Origin of the sequence: Enterobacter cloacae complex sp. CARB60 (assembly GCF_036487345.1) — a bacterium.
Classification (GTDB): domain Bacteria; phylum Pseudomonadota; class Gammaproteobacteria; order Enterobacterales; family Enterobacteriaceae; genus Enterobacter; species Enterobacter asburiae_D.
On sequence record NZ_JAZKLC010000002.1, the window covers coordinates 3,818,181 to 3,839,629 of the forward strand.

Sequence of the window (21,449 nt, forward strand, 5' to 3'; positions counted from 1 at the left end):
TTTAATGGCTATAGCTTTTTCTTATGGGTGGCGCACGATGAGTAATCTTTTACCCGAACAGTATGCTAACACAGCACTTCCCACCCTTCCCGACCAGCCCGATAACCCGGGCGTCTGGCCGTCGCACGAGCTGACCTGCGCGCATATTAAAGCCCATATGGATGTTTTCCATCGCTGGCTGGGCAGCGCGTTCGACGCAGGCGTGTCGGCCGAGCAGCTCATTGAAGCGCGCACCGAATTTATCGACCAGCTGCTGCAGCGCCTGTGGATCGATTACGGGTTTGGGCAAATCAGTGATGTTGCGCTGGTTGCCGTCGGGGGCTATGGCCGCGGTGAGCTTCATCCGCTTTCCGATATCGATCTTCTGATCTTAAGCCGCAAAAAGCTCCCGGACGAACAGGCGCAAAAAATTGGCGAACTGCTGACGCTGCTCTGGGACGTGAAGCTGGAAGTCGGCCACAGCGTGCGCACCCTGGAAGAGTGTCTGCTGGAAGGGTTATCGGACCTGACCGTCGCCACCAACCTGATTGAAACCCGCCTGCTGATTGGCGACGTCGCGTTGTTTCTGGAGCTGCAAAAACACATCTTCAGCGACGGCTTCTGGCCGTCAGAGAAGTTCTTCGCCGCGAAGGTCGAGGAGCAAAACCAGCGCCACCAGCGCTACCACGGCACCAGCTATAATCTTGAGCCCGATATTAAAAGCAGCCCCGGCGGCCTTCGCGACATCCACACCCTGCAGTGGGTCGCCCGCCGTCATTTTGGCGCCACCTCGATGGACGAGATGGTCGGCTTCGGCTTCTTAACCGAGGCAGAGCGTAACGAGCTTAACGAGTGCCTGCACCTGCTGTGGCGCATCCGATTTGCCCTGCATCTGGAAGTCACCCGCTACGATAACCGTCTGCTGTTTGACCGCCAGCTCAGCGTGGCCCAGCGCCTGAATTATCAGGGCGAAGGCAACGAGCCGGTTGAGCACATGATGAAAGATTTTTTCCGCGTCACCCGCCGGGTGACCGAGCTGAATCAGATGCTGTTGCAGCTGTTCGACGAGGCCATTCTGGCCCTGACGGCGGACGAGAAACCGCGCCCGATTGATGACGAATTCCAGCTGCGCGGCACGCTTATCGATCTGCGCGACGAAACGCTGTTTATCCGCGAGCCGGAAGCGATTCTGCGGATGTTCTATACCATGGTGCGCAACAGCACCATCACCGGGATCTACTCCACCACCCTGCGCCATCTGCGCCATGCGCGCCGTCATCTGACGCAGCCGCTGTGCTATATCCCGGAAGCCCGCTCGCTGTTCCTGAGCATGCTCCGTCACCCGGGCGCCGTCAGCCGCGGGCTGCTGCCGATGCACCGCCACAGCGTGCTGTGGGCCTATATGCCGCAGTGGTCGCACATTGTCGGGCAAATGCAGTTCGATCTGTTCCACGCCTACACGGTGGATGAACACACGATCCGCGTGATGCTCAAGCTTGAAAGCTTTGCGAAAGAAGAGACGCGCTCCCGCCATCCGCTGTGCGTGGAGCTCTGGCCGCGCCTGACCCATCCGGAACTGATCCTGATTGCCGCCCTGTTCCACGATATCGCCAAAGGTCGCGGCGGTGACCATTCGGTGCTGGGCGCGCAGGACGTGCTGAAGTTTGCCGAGCTGCACGGCCTGAACTCGCGTGAAACGCAGCTGGTGGCCTGGCTTGTGCGCCACCATCTGCTGATGTCGGTCACCGCGCAGCGTCGTGACATTCAGGATCCTGAAGTGATCAAGCAGTTCGCGGAAGTGGTTCAGACGGAAAACCGCCTGCGGTATCTGGTCTGCCTGACGGTGGCCGATATCTGCGCCACCAACGAAACGCTGTGGAACAGCTGGAAGCAGAGCCTGCTGCGCGAGCTGTACTTCGCGACCGAAAAACAGCTGCGTCGCGGGATGCAAAACACTCCGGACATGCGCGAGCGCGTGCGTCATCACCAGATCCAGGCGCTGGCGCTGCTGCGGATGGACAACATTGATGAAGAGGCGCTGCATCAGATTTGGGCCCGCTGCCGTGCCAACTATTTTGTCCGCCACAGCCCAAACCAGCTTGCGTGGCACGCGCGGCACCTGCTGAAACACGATCTGTCCCAGCCGATGATCCTCCTGAGCCCGCAGGCCACCCGCGGCGGGACGGAGATTTTCATCTGGAGCCCGGACCGACCTTATCTGTTTGCTGCGGTCTGCGCCGAGCTGGACAGGCGTAACCTGAGCGTTCACGACGCGCAGATTTTCACCACCCGCGACGGCATGGCGATGGACACCTTTATCGTGCTCGAGCCGGACGGCAGCCCGCTCTCGTCGGACAGGCATGAAGGGATACGTTTTGGTCTGGAACAGGCGATTACCCAGCGCAGCTGGCAGCCCCCGCAGCCGCGTCGCCAGCCGGCAAAATTGCGCCACTTTACCGTCGATACCGAGGTCAATTTCCTGCCGACCCACACCGATCGTAAATCGTTCCTGGAGCTGATCGCGCTCGACCAGCCGGGACTGCTCGCCCGCGTCGGCCAGGTTTTTGCCGATCTGGGAATTTCGCTCCACGGGGCCCGAATTACAACGATTGGCGAGCGAGTAGAAGATTTATTTATAATCGCGACAGCGGACCGGCGTGCCCTTAATAATGACCTGCAGCTTGAAGTGCAACAACGGTTGACAGCAGCCCTCAATCCAAACGATAAAGGGTGATATGTTTTTTAGTGAAATGGAAAGAGTAAACAATGCAGCAGTTACAGAACGTTATTGAGTCCGCTTTTGAGCGTCGCGCCGAGATTACCCCGGCAAATGTGGATACCGTGACCCGTGAAGCGGTAAACCAGGTGATTTCCCTTCTGGATTCCGGCGCGCTGCGCGTGGCAGAAAAAATCGACGGTCAGTGGGTCACTCATCAATGGCTGAAGAAAGCCGTGCTGCTCTCTTTCCGTATCAACGATAACCAGGTTATCGACGGAGCTGAAAGCCGCTACTTCGATAAAGTCCCTATGAAATTCGCTGACTACGATGAAGCGCGTTTCCAGAAAGAAGGCTTCCGCGTGGTACCGCCTGCGGCAGTACGTCAGGGCGCATTCATCGCACGCAACACCGTGCTGATGCCATCCTACGTGAACATCGGTGCCTACGTTGACGAAGGCACCATGGTTGACACCTGGGCGACTGTCGGTTCATGCGCGCAGATCGGTAAAAACGTTCACCTGTCCGGCGGCGTGGGCATCGGTGGTGTTCTGGAGCCACTGCAGGCTAACCCGACCATCATCGAAGACAACTGCTTCATCGGCGCGCGCTCTGAAGTGGTTGAAGGCGTGATCGTTGAAGAAGGCTCCGTGATCTCCATGGGCGTTTACATCGGTCAGAGCACCCGTATTTACGACCGTGAAACCGGCGAAGTTCACTATGGTCGCGTTCCGGCGGGCTCCGTGGTGGTTTCCGGCAACCTGCCGTCAAAAGATGGCAAATACAGCCTGTACTGTGCGGTTATCGTGAAGAAAGTGGATGCGAAAACGCGCGGTAAAGTGGGCATCAACGAATTGCTGCGCACCATCGATTAATCGGGTATAACAAAAAGCGGGGGCAACCCCGCTTTTTTTATATCTGAGGGTGGCGAAAATAGATTTTTTCGTTAATTATTCAAAGGTTATGTTGAGATCAAGGGTACCGCTATGTACGATAATCTGAAAAGTCTGGGCATTACCAATCCTGATGAAATTGATCGTTATAGCCTCCGTCAGGAAGCCAATAACGATATTTTGAAAATCTATTTTCACAAGGACAAAGGAGAGTTTTTCGCCAAAAGCGTGAAGTTTAAATATCCACGCCAGCGTAAGACCGTTGTCGCTGACGGTGTAGGACAGGGATACAAAGAAGTACAGGAAATCAGCCCTAACCTGCGCTATGTGATCGATGAACTCGATCAGATCTGCCAGCGCGACCGCACCGAAGTCGATCTCAAGCGTAAGATCCTTGACGATCTGCGTCACCTTGAAAGCGTAGTAACGAATAAGATCAGCGAGATTGAAGCAGATCTTGAGAAATTAACGCGGAAATAAAAGCAAAACGGCAATCCTTGATTGCCGTTTTTAATGTTTGCGCCCTCTCCCCGTGGGAGAGGGATGCGGTGAGGGCACCAGACCGCACTCAGCATGTAGGCCGGGTAAGACGAAGCCGCCACCCGGCAAACAGCATCATCTCTGCTCGTCCAGCTGCAGCGCCACATACAGCAGCAGCCTGTCGTCAAAATTCCCCAGGTCCAGCCCCGTCAGCTCTGAAATCCGGTTTAACCGATACTCCAGGGTATTGCGGTGAATAAACAGCGCCTTCGAGGTCGCCAGCGGCTGCACGTTATGGCGAAACCACGCCTGCAGCGTCCGGCGCAGCAGGCCGTTGTTGTCCATGGCTTTCAGACGCGCTAATGGCCGCGCCAGCTCATTGGCCTGCCAGCCCCCGCGCAGGCTGTCGAGCAGCACCGGAAGCATCAGATCCTGATAGAAATAACTGCGGCTCTCCGGCATCCGCTGCTTGCCCACCATCATGGTGGTGCGCGCGGTCCGCCAGGAGCGGGCGATACTGCCCGGCCCGGTAAAGTAGTTGCCCAGCGCAACGCGAAAACGCAGCTGACCATTCTCCTTCATCCGGGAGATCAGCAGCTCCACGCGACGACGATGATCTTCGGCATCCCAGCGGCCGAACGCATTGAGCGCGGGTTTGAGCACCACCATCTCCGTCAGAGAAACGATCGCCACCAGGTTATCGCGCTCCGGCGTCGCCAGCGCGTTTTGCAGCTGCTGCAGTTCGGCCATCGCGCTGTCTACGCCAAGCTGGCCGCTGTCGACCTCAATGACCGCCACCACGCGCGGCTGGTTCAGATCGATCCCCAGACGCTGCGCCCATTCGCTGAGCGCAGGCGTATGCTCCTCCGCCTGAATAAGGTTCATCACCAGCTCTTCACGCAGGCGGCTGTCCTGGGCAAGCAGGTGCAACAGGCGCGACTGCTCCAGCATCATCTCTGCCGTCATACAGACCAGCTCACCGTATTTACGCAAGGACTCCGGCTCGCCGGTCAGGCCGATTACCCCCACAATCTCGCCTTCAAGGCGCAGCGGTAAATTGATGCCCTGACGGACGCCGTGCAAATGTTTCGCTACCGCATCGTCGATATCCACGACCCGCCCCTGGGAAAGCACCAGCAGCGCACCTTCGTGCAATTCCCCAATACGCTCGCGATCGCCGCTGCCAATAATGCGTCCGCGGGCATCCATCACGTTGATATTGGTATCAATGATGCGCATGGTGCGCGCCACGATGTCCTGCGCCATTTTGGTATCAAGATGCCAGCCAGCCATATAACCCTCCCGTGAGCAGTGCTCAAGCATAGGGAAGTTCAGCGACGGCTGCATTGTGCGAATGCACAAAGAGAGAGGGAGAAGTATGGAGTTGTGGCAAGAATCACAGAAAAGAGAAAGCCCCTGCGAACAGGGGCTTTAGAGGATTACTGCATCAGCAGATAAAGAGAGGTATCACCACGCTGGATATTCAGCGCCAGCACGGAAGGCTTGCTGTCGAGGATCTTGCGCAGTTCAGCGATGTTTTTCACTGGCTGCTGGTTAGCGCCCATGATCACATCACCTTTTTTCAGACCGATACGGGCTGCCGGTGAATTCGCCTTCACGTTGTTCACCACCACGCCTTTGTCTGCGCCTTTATTGCTCATCTCGGCACCTTCAATACCGCTGAAGATGGTGCTGGAATCCACCTGATTCTGACTGCTCTGCTGCAGCTCCAGGCTCACGTTAACCGGCTTACCGTCGCGCAGCAGGCCGAGGGTCACTTTGCTACCAATTGGCATTGAGCCCACTTCGGCACGCAGAGCGGCAAAGCTGCTGATCGGCTTACCGTTCAGAGAGGTGATCACATCCCCCGCTTTAATGCCCGCTTTTGCGGCAGAGGAATTCGGCATCACCTGGCTGACGAACGCCCCGCGCTGGGCGTCAACTTTCATCGCCTTAGCCAGCTCGGAGTTCAGCTCGGTCCCGAGGATACCCAGCTCGCCGCGTTTCACCTGGCCATACTGCACCATCTGTGCGGTCAGGTTTTTCACCATGTTACTTGGGATAGCAAAGCCGATCCCAATGTTGCCGCCGTCCGGTGCCAGGATCGCTGTGTTAATACCGATCAGCTCACCGTTCAGGTTCACCAGCGCACCGCCGGAGTTACCGCGGTTGATCGCCGCATCCGTCTGGATGAAGTTTTCGTAGTTTTCCGCGTTCAGGCCGCTACGACCCAGCGCAGAGACGATACCCGAGGTCACGGTTTCACCCAGACCGAACGGGTTACCGATCGCCACGGTGTAGTCGCCCACGCGCAGCGCGTCGGAGTCGGCAATTTTAATCGCCGTCAGTTTTTTCGGATCCTGGATCTGGATCAGCGCGATGTCGGAGCGCGGGTCTTTACCCACCACTTTGGCGTCGAACTTACGGCCATCGCTCAGCTGAACCTTAATGCTGTTAGCGTTATCAACCACGTGGTTGTTGGTGACGACATAGCCTTTCGCCGCATCAATAATCACACCCGAGCCAAGCGCCATGAATTTCTGCTGCTGGCCGCCGCCCTGGCTGTCATCCCCGGCACCGCCGCCCTGACAGAACGGTGAACTCTGGAATGGCGAACCGTCCTGGCAGAACGGCGAGTTATCACCGAAGAACTGCTGGAAGTTACGCGGCATGCGCGGCGTATTGACGGTCGTGCTGCCCTCAACGTTAATACTCACCACCGATGGCATCACTTTTTCGAGCATCGGTGCCAGGCTTGGCATCTGCTGCGCGGTTGCTGCCGATGACGCGGTCTCGGCTGCAGTAGCAGTCAGAGGAGACAGCGCTAAACCTAAACTCAGAGCCAGTGCACTCATTGCTAATGTGGTTTTTTTCATGTTTCTCAATCTCGATTTACAGGTAACGCAAAATTGCTGTGTAACTCAGATTCGTTTTATACCGCTTAGTTCCGGCGATAAGTTTATGGAAAAGGTAAAAATTTATTGGCCGTCTTTACAAAACTCCGGAATTATTCCACCGCCATCAGCTTGCGGTATTCATCCCAGGCATACAAATCCGTCATGCCGCTGATATAGTCCTGGATAAGACGGCAGCGATAATAATATTCCATCACCGGCCATTGGGAAGAATGGCGATCTAGCTTGCCAATCGCTTCGACATACGCCAGACGATGCCGGGTAGAGAGTTTCTGATAAAGCCGCGATTCGATAGGTATTCTGCGCACGCGCTCGTGTTCCACCAGCTCGCTGAACTCGTCGACCGACAGCTGGAGCAACGGGGAATAAATTTCCAGTAACCCACTGATTACCCGATAGCCCTGCAGTTCCAGCTGCTCGACATCCGGATGGCTAAATACATGCCGCATCGCCACATGTTTATAAAGCTCAAGAAGCTGGCTGAAACTGCTGTCATCTTCCAGCAGCGCATGGTTGAATTCTCCGCTGAAGATGAGCGGTAAATTATCAATAAAGCGCGACGCCGCATACGGCACCAGTTTATTTAATGTATTGACCCGCAAATACATAAAGAACTGGTCTTCCGTACTGCGGCTTAATGTATTTGAGCGCGATTTTTCCCAGGCATTTTCGACAACCTGCGAAAAGAGCGAGCCTTTTTCATGGGTACCCCAGGCCGCATAAAGATGCTGATAAAGCTCCTCGACGCTGAAGATTCTTTTCTCAACGGCATCTTCCAGATCGGCCACGCAATAGGAAATATCATCGGCGGCTTCCATAATCCAGGTCAATGGAAAGCGGCCATTTGGCGTCAATGAAAGTTCTTTACGTAGCCGTTCAATATAGGCCTCTTCGGAAAGGTAATAGCCCGGTTTTTTCATTAAATAACTGTGGGACGCGGGCGTATCCCCCATCCACCACGCGGGGCGGGTATATTTCAGAATGCAGCCGACCTGTGCCCAGGTGAGGTTCATGCGCATCAGGGAATGGACCAGCCGGATCCCCTGCGCGTTGCCCTCGAAGTGACACAAATCCTGGCGCACTTTGCGACGCAGATCGTTCAGCCCCTCTTCACCTTCACGCAGGCGTAAATCGCGTACGATGCAGCGGTCATCGCTGAGGGGCTGGCTTACCGCATCCGAAGGATAAAGCCGCTGCTTAAACCAGTCGTTGATCGCCGCCTCGCCGAAATGCCCAAAAGGCGGGTTGCCGATGTCATGCATCAGGCAGGCCATCTCAACGATGCTCTCGAAGGGCCCCGTCAGTTCGTCCAGACCATAGGTTTCCAGTAAACGCTGCTCTTTGAGACGGCTCAAAATCTCTTTGGCAATGTAGCGTCCGACCTGCTGCACTTCCATGGAGTGGGTTAAGCGGGTGCGCACCGCGGCGTTACGCTCCAGCGGGAACACCTGGGTCTTTTGCTGTAAACGCCGGATAGCGGGCGAGTTAATAATCCTCCCGCGATCGCTCTCGAAGATACGCAGGATCTCATGTTCGCTCTTGTCGCCCTGCGGCGAACGGAAACGTCGGTGCCAGTTAATTTTGGTGCGAAAATCGATTGGTGACATGTGCTCCCCCGCGTGAGAATGCGTTTCCCCTTAACCGCATGATAGACTATGCATCTTAACAAGGCACATCGCGAGTAAATCTATGAAAATCGGCATTATTGGTGCAATGGAAGAAGAAGTTACGCTGCTGCGTGACAAAATTGAGAACCGTCAGACGCTCTCTCTTGGTGGTTGTGAGATCTACACCGGCCAGCTGAACGGCGTTGACGTGGCTCTGCTGAAATCAGGCATCGGTAAAGTGGCTGCTGCGCTGGGTGCAACCCTGCTGCTTGAGCGCTGCAAGCCGGACGTGATCGTGAATACCGGCTCTGCGGGCGGCCTGGCGCCGACGCTGAAAGTGGGGGATATCGTTGTCTCCGACGAAGCGCGTTACCACGATGCCGACGTCACCGCATTCGGTTACGAGTACGGTCAGCTCCCGGGCTGCCCTGCTGGTTTTAAAGCTGACGACAAGCTGATTGCGGCGGCAGAGACCTGCATCGCAGAACTCAACCTCAACGCGGTACGCGGTCTGATTGTCAGCGGCGATGCCTTCATCAACGGCTCCGTTGGGCTGGCGAAAATCCGTCATAACTTCCCTCAGGCGGTTGCCGTTGAGATGGAAGCGACCGCGATCGCTCATGTTTGCCATAACTTCAGCGTACCGTTCGTGGTGGTTCGCGCCATCTCCGACGTGGCTGACCAGCAGTCCCACATCAGCTTCGACGAGTTCCTGACCGTTGCGGCAAAACAGTCCACCGTGATGGTGGAACGCCTGGTGCAGAATCTGGCACGTGGCTAAACATACCGTCAGGGCGCTGGCCGCCCTGCTTCTTCTCACACCGCTGTGGCTCTATGCTGTACCGCGTGTGATTACGCTCTCTCCCGCGAATACGGAACTGGCGTTTGCCGCCGGGATCACGCCAGTTGGCGTGAGTAGCTATTCGGATTACCCACCGCAAGCCGCGGATATTGAACAAGTGGCAACCTGGCAGGGGATGAACCTTGAGCGCATCGTGGCGCTTAAACCGGATCTCGTGCTGGCCTGGCGTGGCGGCAACGCCGAGCGGCAGGTCAACCAGCTCACCTCGCTTGGCATAAAAGTGATGTGGATTGATGCCGTCAGCATTGAGCAGGTCGCTCAGGAGCTACGCGCCCTTGCACCCTATAGCCCTACGCCCAAAAAAGCCGAGGCTGCGGCGAAACAGATGCTGAGCGACTATGCCGCGCTAAAATCCCGATACGATACCCCTGTTAAAAAGCGCATCTTCCTGCAGTTTGGCAGCCAGCCGCTGTTCACCACCGGAAAAGGGTCGATTCAGAACCAGGTGCTTGAAGTCTGCGGCGGTGAAAATATCTTTGCTGCCAGCCGGGTGCCGTGGCCTCAGGTCAGCCGTGAACAGGTCCTGGCGCGCCAGCCGCAGGCCATTGTCGTGGTCGGAAATGCGAGCGAAATTCCTAAAATCGAACAATTCTGGCAAAGGCAGCTAAAAATTCCGGTGATCCCGCTCAACAGCGACTGGTTTGAACGCGCCAGCCCGCGTATTATCCTCGCCGCAAAACAGCTCTGTGCCGCGCTGGCAGAGAGTCACTAACATAAGACCCTTTTCGAGGATTTAACGATGCTCGTTTATTGGCTGGATATTCTTGGCACAGCCGTTTTTGCTATCTCCGGCGTTTTACTCGCCGGAAAACTACGCATGGATCCGTTTGGCGTGCTGGTGCTGGGCGTGGTGACCGCCGTTGGTGGCGGGACTATCCGCGATATGGCGCTGGCGAATGGCCCGGTGTTTTGGGTGAAAGATCCGACCGATCTGGTGGTCGCGATGGTCACCTGCCTGTTAACCATTGTGCTGGTTCGCCAGCCGCGCAGATTACCAAAATGGATATTGCCGGTGCTGGATGCCGTGGGTCTGGCCGTGTTTGTCGGTATTGGCGTCAATAAGGCGTTTAATGCGGGCACCGGTCCGATGGTGGCAATCTGCATGGGCGTATTGACCGGCGTGGGCGGCGGGATCATTCGCGACATTCTGGCGCGTGAAGTGCCGATGATCCTGCGTACTGAAATTTACGCAACGGCCTGCATTGTGGGCGGGATCGTTCACGCGACCGCGTACTACACCTTTGCCCTCCCGCTGGAAAATGCCGCGATGCTGGGGATGGTCGTGACGCTGGTGATACGTTTAGCGGCGATACGCTGGCACCTGAAGCTGCCGACGTTTGCGCTGGATGAGAATGGCAGGTAAATGCAAAACGGTAACCACCAGGTTACCGTTTTTAGCGTTTTGCCGGGGTGAGGGCATCAGCCCGCACCCGCTTAAATACTGAACGAAGAACCACACCCGCAGGTGCTTGTCGCATTCGGGTTGGTCACCACAAAGCGCGAACCTTCCAGACCTTCAGTGTAATCCACCGAACCACCCACCAGATACTGCAGGCTCATCGGGTCAACCACCAGCGCGACGCCCTGTTTCTCGATAGTCATATCGCCATCGTTAACCTGATCGTCAAAGGTAAAACCATACTGGAAGCCGCTGCAGCCGCCACCGGTAATATAGACACGCAGTTTCAGATCCGGATTGTCTTCGTCAGCAATCAGGACTTTCACTTTTTTGGCTGCTGCTTCGGTAAATTCGAGCGGTACAGCTACTACGTCATCACTCATCTTATGCTCCCATGAATACTGCTATTGGGTAAAATTCACCCAATTCTTTATCTCATTATCTAATACCCTGGTAATTCATTCAAGTATTCTGCGTGGCGGCCCGCTCAGCCTCTTGTTTTGCCAGGGTACGCGCAAGGATGGTGGAGTATAGCGGTTTTCCACCCAGGAACTGGGCCAATAGTGTCGCGCCGAGACAGGTAATGATCATTGGCAAAATGAGCTGGTAATTGTCCGTCATCTCCAGCACCAGCACGATCCCGGTCAACGGCGCACGCAGGGATGCGGCCAGCAGCGCCCCCATTCCGGCGATGGCAAAGGTCCCGGCGTCAAGATGATAGGCGGGAAACCCCGCTTCAGCCGCCATGCCAAACGCGGTGCCCAGCAATGTCCCCAGCGCCAGCATCGGGGCGAAAATCCCACCGGGCGCGCCGGAGGAGAAGCACAGCACCGTCGTGATGACTCTTGAAATAAACATAAACAGCAGCAGACCCACGCTGAAATTCCCCGCCGCCGCAATGGGAATCAGCCCGAACCCGCCGCCTGCGGCATTCGGCTCAATAAACCCGAGTACGCCACACATTCCGCCCAGCAGACCGCCCATCAGCACCCATTTCGTGGTGTTCCCGCCGTGAATGCGCTGGAACATATCCTGAGCGCGCAGGATAAAGGTGTTAAACAGCGGCCCCACCACGCCAAAAATCATGCCGAGGATCAGGTAAAGCCACAGGGTATTGACCGGCACGTTGGTCAGTTTACCCACCTCAATGACCGCGCCCTCGCCATTAAAGATGCGAAACACGATGCTCGACATAATAACGCCGGTAAACACCGCTTTAATCGAGATCAGGTTGTAGCGAAACTGCGCGCGCATCTCTTCGATGATAAACAAAATGCCCGCCAGCGGCGCGTTAAACGCGGCTGAAAGCCCCGCCGCCGCGCCGGTTGCCAGCAGCGTATGGCGCGCTTCGGCGCTTCGCATCCGAAAGAGATCGCCCACCATGCGGCCGACGTTCCCCCCCAGCTGTACCGTGGGCCCTTCCCGGCCAAGTACCATGCCCGCGCCCAACGTACCCATGCCGCCGATGAATTTAACCGGAATCACCCGCCACCAGCGCACCGGACGCAGCTCCTCCAGCGCACCTTCAATTTCCGGGATGCCCGATCCACCCGCCTCCGGCGCGAATTTACGCACCAGAAAATACCCCACCATGGCAAACAGCGCAGACAGCCCGAATGCCCACACCCAGACCAGCCATTCGCTATCGGCGAAACCGGCCACGGTGCCCACTCGCCAGTTGAGTACGGCATTAACCGCTTTTTCAAACGCCACGCCAATCAGACCCGCGAGAGTCCCCACCACGGCAGCGGCCAGCAGGATCGCCAGCGGCGTTTTATCGCGATTGAGCAGCCGCCGAATACTGATTCGGTGCTGGGCGCGCGTAAACTGTTGTTCTTCAAAAGACGGAGAATCTGATTTCATGTCCTGTTCTTATTCGTCACACAAAAAGCCGCGAGGATTTTACCAGAGACAGTCGCGCCGTCCCGTGAAAAATCCTTAACAATTGTTTATGCATTAATGGGGCAAAAATTTCATAACCTTCCCCGAATCACTTAGAATAGTGGGCTTAATCATTTTATACGAACCAGGAACGACGCCATGAGCAAGTCTGAAAACCTCTACAGTGCAGCCCGCGAGCTTATTCCGGGTGGCGTGAACTCACCTGTGCGCGCCTTCACCGGCGTGGGCGGTACGCCGCTGTTTATCGAACGTGCTGACGGCGCGTATCTGTATGATGTCGATGGCAAAGCCTATATCGATTATGTGGGTTCCTGGGGCCCGATGGTGCTGGGCCACAACCACCCGGCGATTCGTAACGCGGTAATCGAAGCCGCCCAGCGCGGCCTGAGCTTCGGCGCGCCAACCGAAATGGAAGTGAAAATGGCGGAGCTGGTGACCGAACTGGTGCCCACCATGGACATGGTACGCATGGTGAACTCCGGTACCGAAGCCACCATGAGCGCCATCCGCCTGGCACGCGGCTTCACTGGCCGTGACAAGATCATCAAGTTTGAAGGCTGCTACCACGGCCATGCAGACTGCCTGCTGGTGAAAGCCGGTTCCGGCGCGCTGACGCTTGGCCAGCCAAACTCACCTGGCGTACCGGCAGATTTCGCGAAGCACACCCTGACCTGCACCTACAACGATCTTGCTACCGTTCGCGCGGCGTTCGAGCAGTATCCGCAGGAGATCGCCTGCATCATCGTTGAGCCGGTTGCGGGCAACATGAACTGCATCCCACCGCAGCCCGAGTTCCTGCCGGGCCTGCGCGCCCTGTGCGATGAGTTCGGCGCGCTGCTGATCATCGATGAAGTGATGACCGGCTTCCGCGTAGCGCTGGCGGGTGCCCAGTCTTACTACGGCGTTGAGCCGGACCTGACCTGCCTCGGTAAAATCATCGGCGGCGGTATGCCTGTGGGTGCATTCGGTGGGCGTAAGGACGTGATGGAAGCCCTGGCGCCAACCGGCCCGGTTTACCAGGCGGGCACGCTCTCCGGTAACCCTATCGCCATGGCTGCGGGCTTTGCCTGCCTGACCGAAGTGGCTCAGCCGGGTATTCACGAAACCCTGACCGACCTGACGACGCGGCTGGCAAACGGTCTGCTGGAAGCCGCAGAAGAGGCCGGCATCCCTCTGGTGGTTAACCACGTGGGCGGCATGTTCGGGATTTTCTTCACCGATGCGAAAACCGTGACCTGCTATCAGGACGTGGTGAAGTGCGACGTTGAACGCTTCAAGCGCTTCTTCCACCTGATGCTGGAAGAAGGCGTGTACCTGGCGCCTTCCGCGTTCGAAGCGGGCTTTATGTCCGTGGCGCACAGCGAAGAAGATATCAACAACACCATCGACGCGGCGCGTAAGGTGTTTGCGAAGCTCTAAGGGCATTGCCGGGTGGCGCTAACGCTTACCCGGCCTACGATGTTCTCCCTCTCCCCGTGGGAGAGGGTATCAGGCCGCACCTGACTACCGGCTCTGCTTTCTCAACAGATAAATAAAGTACGGCGCACCGATAAAGGTCGACAGCAGACCCGCCGGGATCTGATACGGGAACAGCACCATTCTTCCGCACCAGTCCGCGAACACCAGCATCACCCCGCCCGTCAGGGCCGACATCACGATATGCGGCATCGTCCGGCGGAATCCCATCATTCTGGCAATGTGCGGCGCCATTAATCCGACAAAACTCAGCGGCCCAATCGTCAGGGTTGCCACAGCCGTCAGGCACGCCGCCAGCAGCAGCAAGGCCACACGGGCTGGCGTCAGCGCCATTCCCACCGCACGTGCGGTTTCACCGCCAAGCGGCAGAATGGTCATCCAGCGGCGGCACAGCGGCACCATCGCCAGCAGCACGAGCATCACCATCCCGGACCAGATTACCTGGCTGCCGGTGGCGTTGTACGTCGAGCCGGAAATCCAGGTCAGGATCTTCGCCATACGCGGATCGCCGCTGGCCTGCAGCATCATCAGCAGCATCGTAAATGCGGTACTGAGCGCCATCCCGGCCAGCAGCATGCGGTGCGGCGAAAACCCGCCGCGACCGGCGGCTATCAGGATAATCATCAGCGTGGCTGCCGCGCCGATACTGCCGGCAGGCATCAGCCAGCCAAACGCATTGCCCGGCACAAAGAACAGCATCAGCACCACGCCAAAGGCGGCGCCAGAGCTGATCCCAAGCACTTCAGGGCTCGCCATCGGGTTGCCGGTCAGACGCTGAATAATGCACCCCGCCACCGCCAGCATTACCCCTGCGATCAGCGCAGCGAAGATACGCGGCCAGCGCCACTGCAGCAGTTCATTGAGTAAATCACCCGTTGCCCAGTGCCAGCCCGAGGCATCGCGTCCGAATGAGAGCGCCGCGAACGAGGCAATCATCAGTACCGCCAGACCGGCAAGGCTAAACCACAGAACCGACTGACGTTCAGCGTAAACTTTATCGCCCGCGTCCATCGCCGGCGCGCTCATGCTGCGCAGGCGCGGGAGCAGCCACAGCAGCAGCGGCGCCCCGATAAGCGCGGTCACAGAGCCGGTGGATACTTCCCTCCAGACCTGCGCCAGCCAGAGAATAAGCTGATCGGAAAGCCAGAGGATCAGCGCCCCAATCAGCGGTGCCAGCATCAGACGCGTCAGTAAACGACGCGCCCCGAGCATTTTCGCCAGCAGTGGCGCAAACAGGCCAATAAACCCGATGATGCCGACCGCGTTCACCAGCAGGGCACTCAATACAATCGCCAGCGTCAGCGCCGCCAGGCGAGCCAGCGACAGCGCCAGCCCCAGGTTACGCGCCACGCCATCATCCAGCCCCATAAGCGTCAGGGGACGCAAGAGCAGCAGCGTCAACACAACACCGCCAGCCAGCTGCGGCCACAGGCGCTGCACAATGCTCCAGTCGGTCTGGGTGAGCGTGCCGGTACTCCACAGGAACATGCTTTGCAGCTGATCGTGGTGGAACAGCACCAGCAGCTGGTTAATCGCGCCACAGTAGAGGCTCACCACCAGCCCGGCCAGGATAAGCGTTACCGGAGAAAGGCGCTTGCCCCAGGCCACGCCAAAGACCAGCGCGCCCACCGCGCACGCCCCCGCGAGTGCCGCAAACTGCGAGGTTAACGCTCCCGGCAGCGCCCACAGCGTGGTGATGGTGATCCCAAGCTGTGCGCCGGTCGCGACGCCGAGCGTGGTTGGCTCTGCCAGCGGGTTACGCAAAACCTGCTGGAACAGCACGCCAACCAGCCCTAAACCGGCGCCGACTAAAAGGGAGATCGCCAGACGCGGCAGCAGGCTGTAGTGGAACAGCATCTGCTGAATATTGTCGATATCCGGCGAGGCCAGAGCGGCCCCCCACTGCGCGCGGGGTAATGCCGTCGAGAGGTTGAACCCGGTTAATACCAGCGCAACCAAAAAAATCAGGGATAACAGCAGCGCCGGGAAGCGGGCGATACGCGTACTCATGCTTTACCTCCCAGGGCGTTATCCAGCACGCGGGCAAAATGCATGGCCGACAGCGTCGCACCGTAGAACCAGACCGCCGGGGCGCGCTGGAAGCGCTGCTCGCGCACAAACGGCATCGCCTGCCAGAGCGGAGTCGCCATCAGGGTTTGCATGTCGCGTTCGTTGCCGTGATCGAAGCACAGCACGTCGACGTCGCGAAACGCCGCCAGACGATCGATACCCACGGCAGTACTTCCCCAGAACGTCATCTCCCCTTCCCAGGCGTTGCGAATGCCGAAGCTGTCGAGCACTTCCTGGAAAAGACAGTTTTTACCGAAGACCAGCATATGGCGGGCATCCAGCAGCGTCACCATCAGCAGCGGACGATCGCCCCGGTTGGCAAAGCGTGGCTTCAGGGAGTCGATCAGGGCATCAAATTCGTCGAGATGCTTTTTGGCCTCGACCTCTCGGTTGAGGAAACGCGCCATCTCGTTAATCGAGTTTTTCGCCATAGCCAGCGGTTTTTTACCGTCACTGAAGGCGAATCCACGTCCTGGCGCAATGCGCGCCATGATCTCCTCTGACGGACCATAGCCCGCTGACCAGAACATGAACGAGGGTTTCATCTGGGTGAGCAGTTCAAGGTTTGGCTCCGTACGCAGGCCGATGTCGATCACCGAGTCCGGCAGCTTCGGCTCGTTCACCCAGAGGTTATAGTTAGGAATGTCCGCTACGCCATAGGGCGTGACGCCAAGCGCCATCATCAGCTCGACCGGCAGCCACTCCAGGGCCACAATACGGTGCGGATCGACGGCGGCGGCACGCGCCGTATTCATTTTTAACAGCAGCGGTGAGAGCGCCATCGCCGTCAGCAGGCGACGGCGGCTAATGCGAGCGTTATCCAGCATCAGTAGACAAAGCTCACCGGTGCAGCCCCGGCCGGGTGAGGCAGAATACCCATCGGAATACCGTAAATATGTTCCAGCGTTTCGCTGCGCATCAGCTCAGACGGTGTGCCCTGGGCAATCATCTCGCCCCCGCGCAGCGCGACGAGGTAGTCACAATAACGCGCGGCCATGTTGATATCGTGCAGGACCGCAATGACCGTCAGACCACGCTGCTGGCTCAGGCGATGCACCAGCGCCAGGACGTCGACCTGATGCGCAATATCCAGCGCTGAGGTCGGTTCATCCAGCAGCAGACAGCGGCTGTCCTGCGCCACCAGCATCGCAATCCACGCGCGCTGACGTTCGCCGCCGGACAGACTATCCACCAGACGGTGCGCCAGCGGCTTTAGCCCGACCAGCGCAATTGCCTCTTCCACTTTCTCTCTGTCGGCGACGCCGAAGCGCCCAAGCGCCCCGTGCCACGGATAACGCCCAATCGCCACCAGCTCACGCACCGTCATCCCTTCCGCCTGCGGCAGCTGCTGCGGCAGATAGGCCACTTTGCGGGCAAAGGCTTTACTGCTCCAGCTCTCCAGCGGTTGGTCATCCAGCAGAATATCGCCTTCTGAAGGCGGCTGATGGCGCCCCAGCATCTTGAGCAGCGTGGATTTACCGGAACCGTTGTGACCAATCAGGCCCGTCACTTTACCGGCAGGGAACGTCAGAGAGAGCGGATGCAGCAGCGTGCGCCCGGGTACGCGAAAGGAGAGATGGTTGAGCGTAAAGGTGGTGTCGGGTTGCGTTTGAATATCCTGCATATCAGCCAACTTAAATAAAAAGGGCACGGCGAACCGTGCCCGAAGAGAGATTAGAAGCGGAAGGTCGCGGTGGCAACAACCTGACGTTCAGCACCCCAGAAGCAGCCGTAGGTATTGAAGCAGCTGGCAACGTACTCGCGATCGAACAGGTTGTTCACATGCAGCGCCACGTTTGAGCCCGCCATGCCAACGCGTGCCAGATCGTATCTGACCAGCGCATCGACAACGGTGTAGCTGCCCACCTTGAAGGAGTTCGCCGGATCGCCATAGCTTGAACCCGTGTAACGCACGCCGGTACCCAGCGTCAGACCAGACAGCGCACCGTCAAACAGGGTGTAATCGCCCCACAGCGATGCCATGTGTTTTGGCACCTGAGCTGGCGTGTTGCCTTTGTAGGTGGTGTCCGTGGTGTATTCCGCATCGGTATAGGTATAAGAACCCACCAGGTTAACGCTCGCAGACAGAGCCGCCTTCGCTTCCACCTCTACGCCACGCGCGCGGATTTCACCGCCCTGAACCGAGAAGAAGGAGCCCGCCGGGTCCGCCATCAGGTTGTTGGTTTTGGTCAGCTGGTACAACGCGCCGGTGACGACGATCGGACGATCGTTCGGCACGTATTTCACGCCCGCTTCGTACTGTTTGCCTTTAGACGGCGCGAACAGCTTGCCCTGGGCATCGCTCTGCGAAGCCGGTTCAAACGATTCGCTGTAGCTAAAGTACGGGGTTACGCCGTTATCAAACAGATAGTTAACGCCACCGCGCCAGGTGAACTGGGTATCATCACGTTTGGAGGTGGTGTTCGTCACGCGGTTGTAGGATTCCTGATCGGCCCAGTCATAACGACCGCCCAGGGTTACCAGGACTTTGTCCCACTCAATCTGATCCTGAGCGTAAACGCCGGTCTGTTTTTGCTTGTTCAACACCTGATAGGCACCTGACGGTCCAGGATGTGAACCGAAATCGAAATCGCTACGATCGAGGTTATAGATATCAGATGGCGCAACGGAACCGGCATAACCGAACCACGAGTCGATGTCATTACGCATGCGCATGAAATCCACACCCGTCAGCAGAGTATGATCGAGTGAACCCGTCGCGAACTTGCTCTGCAACTGCGTATCAACAGTAAAGTTTTCCAGCTTCTCGTTATCGATCACATACTGGCGAGTCAGCGTATGACCCCACTGCGACTGAGGAACGCTCGCGCAAGGGCTGGATGCCGGATTACTCGAATAGAGCGGATCGGAACACATACCGTAGCCGTAAACGCTGTTTTGCGAGGTCTTATTCTGCGCATAGCGCAGGTTCTGACGCACGGTAAAGGTATCGTTGAACTCGTGGTCGACGCTGTATCCCACCATTTTCTGGTTACGGGAATAGGTATTGTTCTTCGCGCCTTCGTTGAAGTTCGTCGGCAGACGATCGCCGTTCGGCAGCGGATCAACCGTCCCCTCTTTTGGCAGCCAGCCGTAATAACCCGTTTCAGGCTCGTTCTGGAAGTAGGAGAGGAACGTGAAGGTGGTTTTGTCATCCGGACGCCAGGAGAAAGATGGCGCGATGGCGTAACGCTGCTCGCCCTTACCTTCCTGCTGGGAATTATTTGAACGTGCCACACCCGTTAAGCGGTAAGAGTAAACGCCGTCATCGTCAATTGCATCGCTAAAGTCGAACCCGGTCTGGAACAGGCTGTCCGTGCCGACTTTGAACTGGATCTCTTTCAGCGGCTCGGTTGTTGGGCGCTTACTGACCATGTTCAGCAAACCGCCTGGGCTGCTTTTACCGTACAGAACGGAAACCGGACCGCGCAAGATCTCGGCGCGCTCCAGCATATAAGGATCAATCACCGCGTCGTTATAGAAGTTCCCCTGCATTTTCATGCCGTCGAGGTAGTTATTCTGCGTCTGACCATCCGCCGCAAAGCCGCGAATAATCAAATAGTCATAGGTATTAGACGCACCGCGCGTGCCTACCGCAACGCCCGGCGTGTAGCTTAGGGCTTCTTTCACCGAGCGCGGCTGATGCAGCGCCATCTCTTCGGCCGTGACCACAGAAATAGACTGAGGAACTTTTTGAATCGGGGTATCCGTTTTGGTCCCGGTCGCGGATTGCCTTGCGGCGATAGTCGCAGCAGGCCCCCAGGCGCTTTCCTGCGCCGCAGGTGCTGCTGTTACCGTAATGGTTTCTTCTTTTTTCGGGGCTTCGGCCGCATGTCCATAAGCAGACATGCCGGCAACCGCTGTGGCGACAACGACCGCGATTTTACGTCGCGACGTGTTAATAGGCTGAGCTGTATTGAAAAGCGCCATGTTGTTCTCTGATGGAAAAGTGAATGATAACGTAAACGAGAATTATTATTATGAGCGCCAGAATAATATGCGAAACGCTGGTTGCATAGCAAGCAGTAAGCGGCCCTACAAGATTTAAGGGTTTAAGAATTAACCAGATGAAAAGAGAGGGTTAATGAGGTTAGCGAAATGTTCGCTAAAGCCCGCCGAAACGGGCTGAGAGGATTAACGGTAAAACACCTCGAACGTGGCGACGGAATCGACTTTGCCCGCTTTAACCTCCCCCGTTTTGACGTAGCGCGCCTTGAGGGGGATTTCGACGGGAACCTTGTCCTGCGTACTGGTTATCGCCGTGTAGTTCTGGTCAAACTGTAGCACCGTATTGTTCTTATCGAGAATTTGGATGCCGACACCTGCGGCGGCGGAATCTCCGGTTGCGATACCTAGAATATTGCCGTTCGTCACTCCGGTAGAACCGGCGCTGGTGAACTGATAATCAACTTTCGTTCCCGCAGCACAATCGGTTATTTCAATCTTAAAACGGCTGTCAGTCAGTATGTCGGAATACTGCCCGTCGAAATCACGGGTATTGACGGTCTTCAGCGGAACATAAATGTTACGGTCTACCAGATTACAGGTGTTGGTGGTGATGCGCACGCTGGTGGGGGGAATACCGCATTTCGCCAATCACCGTGTTGCCCAGAATATCCACCGACGTTAACAGCGAGGTATCCAGGTCACCATCCTGAATATCGCCTGTTACCACCAGTTGCGCAGCTGCGCGAAACGTCGATTTACTCTGCGAAGAACCATGTGTTGATCCCACATAGTGCATAGGACGTGTAAGATTCTCTTCGAGATAGCTGGGAAACTGCTCGGTTGACGAAGCCGAACGGATGCCAATGCCCGGCACGTTGGTTTGATATACCCCAGGTAAAACATCTTCGCGCGCGTCATCATCTGACAGCGCCAGATACCCGCGCCGAATATACTCATCTCCGTTGCAGTCTATTAACACCTCTTTACTTTCAACGCTGGCATCGTAAATCACGGTGCCGACCGGCGTGTCGGGGGCAATAATAATCACCGGAGGAAGTTGAAACGTCACCACGGCATCCACGTCAGCTTTGCCGTTAAAGGTACAGCCTGCCCGGGCCAGATGGAAAAATGCGCCCGTAAGCAAGAGCAGCGCCGATAAAAGAAACGTTTTAACTGAACATCGCTGACTCATGGAATACCTC

Annotated in this window: 18 protein-coding genes; 7 read left to right on the forward strand and 11 right to left on the reverse strand. The window is 57.1% G+C overall.

Features of this window, described 5'->3' with window-relative positions:
• Positions 1-37 precede the first annotated feature (37 nt).
• From glnD to V4835_RS19420, 3 genes are all read left to right on the forward strand, one after another.
• Positions 38-2,713: a bifunctional uridylyltransferase/uridylyl-removing protein GlnD gene (gene glnD, locus V4835_RS19410; protein WP_063145186.1), complete on the forward strand. Its 2,676-nt coding sequence runs from the start codon at positions 38-40 to the stop codon at positions 2,711-2,713.
• 32 nt (positions 2,714-2,745) lie between these two features.
• The gene (dapD, locus tag V4835_RS19415; RefSeq protein WP_008501915.1) at positions 2,746-3,570 is read left to right on the forward strand and encodes a 2,3,4,5-tetrahydropyridine-2,6-dicarboxylate N-succinyltransferase; all 825 of its coding nucleotides are present in this window, start codon (positions 2,746-2,748) and stop codon (positions 3,568-3,570) included.
• A gap of 111 nt (positions 3,571-3,681) precedes the next feature.
• Entirely contained in the window at positions 3,682-4,068 is a 387-nt protein-coding gene (locus tag V4835_RS19420) for a DUF3461 family protein (RefSeq protein ID WP_014168696.1), read from the forward strand.
• Between the two features lie 135 nt (positions 4,069-4,203).
• On the opposite strand, the gene cdaR is transcribed toward V4835_RS19420, so the two are convergent.
• From cdaR to dgt, 3 genes are all read right to left on the reverse strand, one after another.
• Positions 4,204-5,361 (reverse strand): DNA-binding transcriptional regulator CdaR, encoded by a 1,158-nt coding sequence (gene cdaR / locus V4835_RS19425; protein ID WP_331413313.1) that lies wholly within the window; start codon positions 5,359-5,361, stop codon positions 4,204-4,206.
• 146 nt (positions 5,362-5,507) lie between these two features.
• Positions 5,508-6,944, reverse strand: coding sequence for a serine endoprotease DegP (degP, locus tag V4835_RS19430; protein WP_331413314.1), 1,437 nt, complete (start codon positions 6,942-6,944; stop codon positions 5,508-5,510).
• A 131-nt stretch (positions 6,945-7,075) separates the two neighbouring features.
• The gene (gene dgt / locus V4835_RS19435) at positions 7,076-8,590 is read right to left on the reverse strand and encodes a dGTPase (protein WP_331413316.1); all 1,515 of its coding nucleotides are present in this window, start codon (positions 8,588-8,590) and stop codon (positions 7,076-7,078) included.
• An 82-nt stretch (positions 8,591-8,672) separates the two neighbouring features.
• On the opposite strand from dgt, the gene mtnN reads away from it, so the two are divergent.
• The 3 genes from mtnN to V4835_RS19450 are packed head-to-tail and all read left to right on the forward strand — an operon-like array spanning position 8,673 to position 10,815.
• Positions 8,673-9,371: a 5'-methylthioadenosine/S-adenosylhomocysteine nucleosidase gene (mtnN, locus tag V4835_RS19440; protein ID WP_014882620.1), complete on the forward strand. Its 699-nt coding sequence runs from the start codon at positions 8,673-8,675 to the stop codon at positions 9,369-9,371.
• Positions 9,364-10,164, forward strand: a complete 801-nt coding sequence (btuF, locus tag V4835_RS19445) for a vitamin B12 ABC transporter substrate-binding protein BtuF (RefSeq protein WP_331413317.1) — start codon at positions 9,364-9,366, stop codon at positions 10,162-10,164. The genes mtnN and btuF overlap by 8 nt, the downstream gene beginning before the upstream one ends.
• Positions 10,165-10,191: 27 nt before the next feature.
• Positions 10,192-10,815, forward strand: a complete 624-nt coding sequence (locus V4835_RS19450) for a TRIC cation channel family protein (RefSeq protein ID WP_023334566.1) — start codon at positions 10,192-10,194, stop codon at positions 10,813-10,815.
• Positions 10,816-10,886: 71 nt separating this feature from the next.
• Here V4835_RS19450 and erpA read toward each other — a convergent pair whose 3' ends face one another.
• Both erpA and clcA read right to left on the reverse strand, forming a co-directional pair.
• The gene (gene erpA, locus V4835_RS19455; protein WP_063145182.1) at positions 10,887-11,234 is read right to left on the reverse strand and encodes an iron-sulfur cluster insertion protein ErpA; all 348 of its coding nucleotides are present in this window, start codon (positions 11,232-11,234) and stop codon (positions 10,887-10,889) included.
• Between the two features lie 79 nt (positions 11,235-11,313).
• Positions 11,314-12,714 carry a H(+)/Cl(-) exchange transporter ClcA gene (gene clcA / locus V4835_RS19460; protein ID WP_331413320.1) on the reverse strand — a complete coding sequence of 467 codons (1,401 nt, stop codon included), beginning with the start codon at positions 12,712-12,714 and terminating at the stop codon, positions 11,314-11,316.
• Positions 12,715-12,891: 177 nt separating this feature from the next.
• On the opposite strand from clcA, the gene hemL reads away from it, so the two are divergent.
• On the forward strand, positions 12,892-14,172 hold the full coding sequence (hemL, locus tag V4835_RS19465) for a glutamate-1-semialdehyde 2,1-aminomutase (RefSeq protein WP_331413322.1): 1,281 nt from the start codon (positions 12,892-12,894) through the stop codon (positions 14,170-14,172).
• Between the two features lie 84 nt (positions 14,173-14,256).
• Here hemL and fhuB read toward each other — a convergent pair whose 3' ends face one another.
• From fhuB to V4835_RS19495, 6 genes are all read right to left on the reverse strand, one after another.
• Entirely contained in the window at positions 14,257-16,239 is a 1,983-nt protein-coding gene (gene fhuB / locus V4835_RS19470) for a Fe(3+)-hydroxamate ABC transporter permease FhuB (RefSeq protein ID WP_331413323.1), read from the reverse strand.
• Entirely contained in the window at positions 16,236-17,126 is an 891-nt protein-coding gene (fhuD, locus tag V4835_RS19475; protein ID WP_331413325.1) for a Fe(3+)-hydroxamate ABC transporter substrate-binding protein FhuD, read from the reverse strand. Before fhuD ends, fhuB begins: the two co-directional genes overlap by 4 nt.
• The gene (gene fhuC / locus V4835_RS19480; RefSeq protein WP_063145178.1) at positions 17,126-17,923 is read right to left on the reverse strand and encodes a Fe3+-hydroxamate ABC transporter ATP-binding protein FhuC; all 798 of its coding nucleotides are present in this window, start codon (positions 17,921-17,923) and stop codon (positions 17,126-17,128) included. Before fhuC ends, fhuD begins: the two co-directional genes overlap by 1 nt.
• A gap of 50 nt (positions 17,924-17,973) precedes the next feature.
• Positions 17,974-20,229, reverse strand: coding sequence for a ferrichrome porin FhuA (gene fhuA / locus V4835_RS19485; protein WP_063145177.1), 2,256 nt, complete (start codon positions 20,227-20,229; stop codon positions 17,974-17,976).
• A gap of 204 nt (positions 20,230-20,433) precedes the next feature.
• On the reverse strand, positions 20,434-20,865 hold the full coding sequence (locus V4835_RS19490) for a fimbrial protein (protein ID WP_331413327.1): 432 nt from the start codon (positions 20,863-20,865) through the stop codon (positions 20,434-20,436).
• A complete protein-coding gene (locus V4835_RS19495) occupies positions 20,840-21,439 on the reverse strand; it encodes a hypothetical protein (RefSeq protein ID WP_331413328.1) in 600 nt (199 codons plus the stop codon). The genes V4835_RS19490 and V4835_RS19495 overlap by 26 nt, the downstream gene beginning before the upstream one ends.
• Positions 21,440-21,449: the final 10 nt, after the last annotated feature.